This window comes from Actinomadura sp. NPDC049382 (genome assembly GCF_040677125.1).
Lineage (GTDB): Bacteria > Actinomycetota > Actinomycetes > Streptosporangiales > Streptosporangiaceae > Spirillospora > Spirillospora geliboluensis.
Genome location: NZ_JBFARO010000228.1, coordinates 1 through 6,105, shown reverse-complemented (window position 1 = coordinate 6,105; position 6,105 = coordinate 1). Strand labels below are relative to the sequence as shown.

Below are 6,105 nucleotides of genomic sequence, written 5' to 3'. Positions count from 1 at the left end.
ACCGAGCCGCCGGGCCCGCCGGCGGGGCGCGTCACCGGCAGGCCGGCCGCGCGCAGCATCGCCTCCTGCCCGGCGACCTGCTCCAGGCAGCCGCGCCCGCCGCAGGAGCAGGGCGGGCCGGCGGGCTCGGCGATGAGGTGGCCGAGCTCCCCGGCGAAGCCGTGGGCGCCGCGGAACACCCGCCCGTCCACGACGATGCCGGCGCCGATCCCGATCTCGCCGGAGACGTGCACGTAGTCGCCGAACCGGGCGCCGCCGCCGAACCACAGCTCGCCGAGGGCGGCGAGGTTGGCCTCGTTGTCGTACTCGGCGGGCAGCGGCGCGGCGAGGCCGGGCGCGCCGGTGACGGGGACGTCGGTCCAGCCGAGGTTCGGGGCGTGCCGGACCACGCCGTTCTCGCGGTCGAGCAGGCCGGGCAGCGCGACCGCGGCGCCGGCGACGGCGAGGCCCTGCCCGGCGGCGGCCGCGACCGCCTCGGCGGCGAGCGCGGACAGCGCGGCGAGCACCGCGCCGGGCTCGCGGCCGCGGTTGTCGGCGCTGACCACGTGCCGGTAGCGGACCTGCTTGGCGAGGTCGAGGACGCAGGCGGCGAGGTAGTCGACGTTGACCTCCAGGCCGAGCCCGGCGGCGCCGTCGCCGTGCAGGGAGACGCCCACGCCGGGCCGGCCGCGCTCCCCCTCGTGGACGGGCGCGCCGTCCCGCACCAGCCCGGCGCCCTCCAGCAGGGCGACGAGGTTGGAGACGGTGGTCTTGGTGAAGCCGGTCAGCTCGGCGAGCCGCGCCCTGGTCACGGGCTGGTGGCGGGCGATCCGCTCCAGGACGACGGCGAGGTTCCGCTCGCGCATCGTCGCGTGCCGGACGGGGGCGTTCGCGGACTTTGTCATGAATGAACCCTAAATGAAGCGCGACTATAGGCAGGGCTGCGGCCCTCTGCTACGTTAATTAGTCCACGCTCTTTACGAAAGGGGTCGGGATGGCCGAGAGCCTGGTCGCGGGCGTCGACTCCTCCACGCAGTCGACGAAGGTCGTCCTGTGCCGCGCCGCCGACGGCGCCGTGGTCGCGGAGGCGTCCGCGCCGCATCCCGACGGCACCGAATGCCACCCGGACCACTGGTGGAACGCGCTCTCCCAGGTCCGGGAGCTGCTGGAGCGCGCCGACGCGGTCGCCGTCGGCGCGCAGCAGCACGGCATGGTCGCGCTCGACGGCGGCGGCGAGGTCGTCCGGCCCGCGCTGCTGTGGAACGACACGCGCTCGGCGCCGCAGGCCCGCGCGCTCGTCGCCGAACTCGGCGGCCCCAAGGCGTGGGCGGAGCGGACCGGCAGCGTGCCGGTCGCCTCGTTCACCGTCACCAAGCTGCGCTGGATGGCCGAGCACGAGCCGGAGAACGCGCGCCGCACCGAGCAGGTCATGCTCCCCCACGACTGGCTGACGCTGCGGCTCGGCGCCGCCGAGCCGGTCACCGACCGGGGCGACGCGTCCGGCACCGGCTACTGGTCCCCCGCGACCGGCGCCTACCTCCCCGACCTGCTGCGCGCCGCGCTCGGCCGCGACGCCGAGCCGCCGCGCGTCGCCGCCCCGGGCGAGCGGGTCGGCGAGACCTCGTGGGGCGCCGCGCTCGGCCCCGGGACCGGCGACAACATGGCCGCCGCGCTCGGCCTCGGGCTGCGGCCCGGCGACGTGGTCGTCTCGATCGGCACGTCCGGCACGGCGTTCGCGGTCGCGGACGTCCCCGCCGCCGACCCCTCCGGCCTGGTCGCCGGGTTCGCCGACGCGACCGGCCGGTTCCTGCCGCTCGTCTGCACGCTGAACGCCGCGCGGATCCTGACCGCCGCCGCCGCGATGACCGGTGCCGCGCTCGACGAGCTGTCCGCGCTCGCGCTCGCCGCCGAACCCGGCGCCGGCGGCCTGACCCTGCTGCCCTACCTGGACGGCGAGCGCACCCCCGACCGCCCGGACGCGACCGGCGTCCTCGCCGGGCTGACCACGTCCAACGCGACGCGGGAGAACGTGGCGCGGGCCGCGGTGGAGGCGCTGCTGTGCTCGCTCGCCGACGCCGTCGACCACCTGGCCGCGCAGGGCGTCCGGCCCCGCCGCACGCTGCTGATCGGCGGCGGCGCCCGGTCCGCCGCCGTCCAGGCGCTGGCCCCGGCGATCCTCGGGACGCCGGTGACGGTGCCCGAGCCCGCCGAGTACGTCGCGCTCGGCGCCGCCCGCCAGGCGGCATGGGCGCTCGCCGGGACGCCGGAGCCCCCGGCGTGGCCGGCGCCGCCCGCGACCGAGCACACGAGCGACCGCACCGAGACGGGCGTCCGCGAGCGCTACGCGGCGCTACGCGACTCCGCCCCGGAGATCTGAGGAGGAACCCCATGAGCGACTACACGCCCACGCCCGAGGACCGGTTCTCGTTCGGCATCTGGACGGTCGGCTGGCAGGGCGTCGACGTGTTCGGCCCCGGCACCCGGCCGCCGATGCCCGCCGACCGCGCCGTCCGCAAGCTGGCCGAGATCGGCGCCTACGGCGTCAACTTCCACGACAACGACGTGTTCGACTTCGACGCCTCGCCCGGCGAGCGGCAGGAGAGGATCGGCGCGTTCCGCAAGGCCCTCGACGAGACCGGCCTCGTGGTCACCACCGCCACCACCAACCTGTTCGGGCACCCGGTCTTCAAGGACGGCGCGTTCACCGCCAACGACCGCGACGTCCGCCGGTTCGCGCTCCGCAAGGTCATGGACAACCTCGACCTCGCCGCCGAGCTCGGCGCCAAGACCTACGTGTGCTGGGGCGGGCGCGAGGGCGCCGAGTCGGGCGCCGCCAAGGACGTCCGCGCCGCGTTGGACCGCTACAAGGAGGCCTTCGACGTCCTCGGCGCCTACGTCGCCGACCAGGGCTACGACCTGCGGTTCGCGATCGAGCCGAAGCCGAACGAGCCGCGCGGCGACATCCTGCTGCCCACCATCGGGCACGCGCTCGCGTTCATCCAGACGCTGGAGCGCCCCGACGACGTCGGCCTGAACCCCGAGGTCGGGCACGAGGAGATGGCCGGCCTCAACTACGCGCACGGCCTCGCGCAGGCGCTGTGGCAGGGCAAGCTGTTCCACATCGACCTGAACGGGCAGCACGGCCCCCGCTACGACCAGGACCTGCGCTTCGGCGCCGGCAACGCGCGCGGCGCGTTCTGGGTCGTCGACCTCATCGAGAACAGCGACTACAGCGGCCCGGTCCACTTCGACTTCAAGCCGCCGCGCACCGAGGACGACGAGGGCGTGTGGGAGTCGGCGGCCGCGTGCATGCGCAACTGGCTGATCCTGCGGGAGAAGGTCCGCGCGTTCCGCGCCGACCCCGACGTCCAGGACGCCCTGCGCCAGGCCAAGGTGGAGGAGCTCGCGCAGCCCACCCTCGCCGAGGGCGAGGACTGGCGCGCCGTCCGCGCCGCCACCGCCGACGCCGAGGCCCTCGGCGCCCGCCGCACCGCGTTCGAGCTGCTCGACCAGCTCGCCCTGGAGCACCTCTACGGCGTGCGCTCCTGAGACCGTCCCCCTGGAAGCCCGCCCCCCTGGAAGCCCGCCCCGCCTCCCCGGGGGCGGGCTTCCGCCTTGCCGCGGCGACGGCCGGCTAGGGCGCCGCCAGCGCCTCGGTCGGAGCGAGCCGGGCCGCCCGGACGGCCGGGTACAGGCCCGCGACCGCGCCGATCAGCAGCGTGGCGAGGACGCCCCCGGCCATCGCCCACACCGGGACGACGGTCGGCCACCCCTGCGACACCGCGAACACCGCGGTGACCGCGATGCCGATGGCCACGCCGCCGACCCCGCCGAGCGCGGCGAGCAGCTGCGACTCGGTGAGGAACTGCAACCGGATCTGCCCGCGGGTCGCGCCGAGGGCGCGGCGCAGCCCGATCTCGGCCCGCCGCTCCAGCACCGAGATCACCATCGTGTTGGCGACGCCGACGCCGCCGACCAGCAGCGCCACGGCGCCGAGCCCGAGCAGCAGCCCGGTGAACGCCTCGTCGGTGGCGGCCCGCGCGGCCAGCGCGTCCGAGGGGCGGCTGACCTCGACCTCGGTGGGCGCCTGCGGGTTCGCGGTCGCGGCGAGCAGGTCGCGGACCTTCTCCACCGCGTCCTCGCGGGCGCGGGTGTAGAGGGTGGTCGGGTGGCCGTCGAACCCGAGCCGGGCGCGGGCGGCCTCCCAGCCGACGAGCGCGGCGGCGTCCAGCTCGGGGGCGAGCTGGTTCGGCTCCAGGACGCCGACGACGGTGAACCACTGCGAGCCGAGCCACACCTGCGCGCCCGGCCCCGCGATGCCGAGCCGGTCGGCCGCCTCCGCGCCGAGCACCACGGCCGGGTACCGGGCCGTGCCGGCGTTGAGCCAGCTGCCGGACGCCATGGCCAGGCCGACGGTCTCCGGCAGGTCGAGCCGGGCCGCGCGGACGCTGATCCCGCCGCTCTCCCCCTCCGGGATGTGGTCGTTGCGGTAGACGTTGGCGTCCTCCAGCGTCGCCGTCGCCGACGCCGACTCGACGTCCGGCATCCGCCGCACCATCCCGACGGACTGCTCCGGCAGCTTCGCCTCCCCGCCGAACAGGTCCCGGCCGGGCTCGGCCGTGAGGAGGTTGGTGCCGAGCCGGTCCAGGGTGGCCTGGAGCTGGGCGCGGCTGGACGTCGAGATGCCGACCACGCCGATCATCGCGGCGATGCCGATCGCGATGCCGAGCGCCGACAGGAACACCCGCATCGGGCGCGACCGCAGCCCGGCCGCGCCGACCCGCAGCGCGTCCGCCGGGCCGAGCCGGGCCGGCGCGCCGCCGTTCCCCCGGGTCATGTCACCGCCTCCGCCCGTGCCTCGTCGCGGACGATCCGGCCGTCGCGCATCCCCACCCGGCGGGGCAGCAGCGCGGCGATGTCCCGGTCATGCGTGATCAGCACGACGGTCGTGCCGCCGCCGGACAGCTCGCGCAGCAGGTCCAGGACGCCCGCACCGGACGCGGAGTCCAGCGCGCCGGTCGGCTCGTCCGCCAGCAGCAGCGCCGGCTCCCCGACGACCGCCCGGGCGATCGCGACCCGCTGCTTCTCCCCGCCGGACAGCTGGTGCGGCCGGTGCCCGAGCCGGTGCCCGAGACCGACACGCTCCAGCGCCTCCCGGGCCCGCCGGCGCCGCCGCACGAGCGGCACGCCCCCGTACAGCAGCCCGTCCGCGACGTTGTCGAGCGCGCTCACCCCGGCGGCGAGGTGGAACTGCTGGAACACGAACCCGATCCGCCGGGCGCGCAGCGCCGACAGCCGCCGGTCCGGCAGCCGCGAGACGTCGGTGCCCTCGACGAGGACGGTGCCGGCGCTCGGGCGGTCGAGCGTGCCGAGCAGGTGCAGCATCGTCGACTTCCCGGACCCGGACGGCCCGACGATCGCGACCAGCTCCCGCTCCGCCACGGTCAGCGACACCCCGTCCAGCGCGGTCACCCCGCCGGGATAGGTCTTGGTGACCCCGCGCAGCTCCACGACCGGGCTCACGAGGGCACCCCGACCTTCATGCCCTCGGCCACACCGGACCCGGAGATCTCGACCCGCCCGCCGGTGAACACGCCCGTCTCCACGGGCACGGTGCGGACCCGGCCGTCCTCGACGACCTGGACGGCGTAGCCGCCGTCGCCCCGGGCGAGCAGCGCGCCGACCGGGACGGCGAGGACGCCGCGGTGCCGGTTCGCGGTGAGGCGCACCTCGACGGGCGCCCTGTCGTAGGAGCCGAGCGACTTCTGGGAGCCGACGGAGACCACGACCTCGATGGTGGCCGGCTGGTCCTCCCTGCCCTCCTCCGCGACCCGCCCGACGGAGCCGATCCGCCCCTTGACCGTGCCGCCGGACGGCAGTTCGATCTCCACCCCGTCGCCCTTCCGCACGAGCCGCTGGTACTTGACGTCCAGGTCGACGGTCACGACGCGGGTGGTGCCGGTGTAGGCGAGGACGGGGCCGCCGAGCCGGTCGCCGACCTCGGCCTTGCGCGCGGACACCCGGATCCGGCCGGCTCATGCACGGCCTCGACCGGCGGCTGCCGAAGGCGATCTTCCTGGACGAGGCGTGGGCGATCACCTCGACGCCCGAGGGCGCGAAGCTGGT

6 protein-coding genes are annotated in these 6,105 nt (G+C 76.2%); 2 read left to right on the top strand and 4 right to left on the bottom strand.

What is annotated here, in order from left to right:
- Positions 1 to 884, bottom strand: an 884-nt coding sequence (locus tag AB0K34_RS45760) for an ROK family transcriptional regulator (RefSeq protein WP_364554794.1), incomplete at its 3' end; no start/stop codon positions are given.
- An 89-nt stretch (positions 885 to 973) separates the two neighbouring features.
- Between AB0K34_RS45760 and xylB the strand changes: the two genes are divergently transcribed.
- Together xylB and xylA are read left to right on the top strand one after the other, a co-directional pair.
- Positions 974 to 2,356 (top strand): xylulokinase, encoded by a 1,383-nt coding sequence (gene xylB / locus AB0K34_RS45755; protein ID WP_364554792.1) that lies wholly within the window; start codon positions 974 to 976, stop codon positions 2,354 to 2,356.
- Between the two features lie 11 nt (positions 2,357 to 2,367).
- A complete protein-coding gene (gene xylA, locus AB0K34_RS45750) occupies positions 2,368 to 3,528 on the top strand; it encodes a xylose isomerase (protein WP_364554790.1) in 1,161 nt (386 codons plus the stop codon).
- Positions 3,529 to 3,613: 85 nt separating this feature from the next.
- Here xylA and AB0K34_RS45745 read toward each other — a convergent pair whose 3' ends face one another.
- From AB0K34_RS45745 to AB0K34_RS45735, 3 genes are read right to left on the bottom strand one after another with little or no spacing between them, the layout of a single operon-like run.
- Positions 3,614 to 4,816 (bottom strand): ABC transporter permease, encoded by a 1,203-nt coding sequence (locus AB0K34_RS45745; protein ID WP_364554788.1) that lies wholly within the window; start codon positions 4,814 to 4,816, stop codon positions 3,614 to 3,616.
- Positions 4,813 to 5,502 (bottom strand): ABC transporter ATP-binding protein, encoded by a 690-nt coding sequence (locus AB0K34_RS45740; RefSeq protein ID WP_364554786.1) that lies wholly within the window; start codon positions 5,500 to 5,502, stop codon positions 4,813 to 4,815. The genes AB0K34_RS45745 and AB0K34_RS45740 overlap by 4 nt, the downstream gene beginning before the upstream one ends.
- On the bottom strand, positions 5,499 to 5,999 hold the full coding sequence (locus tag AB0K34_RS45735) for a hypothetical protein (RefSeq protein WP_364554784.1): 501 nt from the start codon (positions 5,997 to 5,999) through the stop codon (positions 5,499 to 5,501). The genes AB0K34_RS45740 and AB0K34_RS45735 overlap by 4 nt, the downstream gene beginning before the upstream one ends.
- Positions 6,000 to 6,105: the final 106 nt, after the last annotated feature.

Bases quoted from the DNA above. Each gene is read 5' to 3' on its own strand.
- xylB (WP_364554792.1), top strand. From the start codon at position 974: ATGGCCGAGAGCCTGGTCGCGGGCGTCGACTCCTCCACGCAGTCGACG.
- AB0K34_RS45745 (WP_364554788.1), bottom strand. From the start codon at position 4,816: ATGACCCGGGGGAACGGCGGCGCGCCGGCCCGGCTCGGCCCGGCGGAC.
- xylA (WP_364554790.1), top strand. From the start codon at position 2,368: ATGAGCGACTACACGCCCACGCCCGAGGACCGGTTCTCGTTCGGCATC.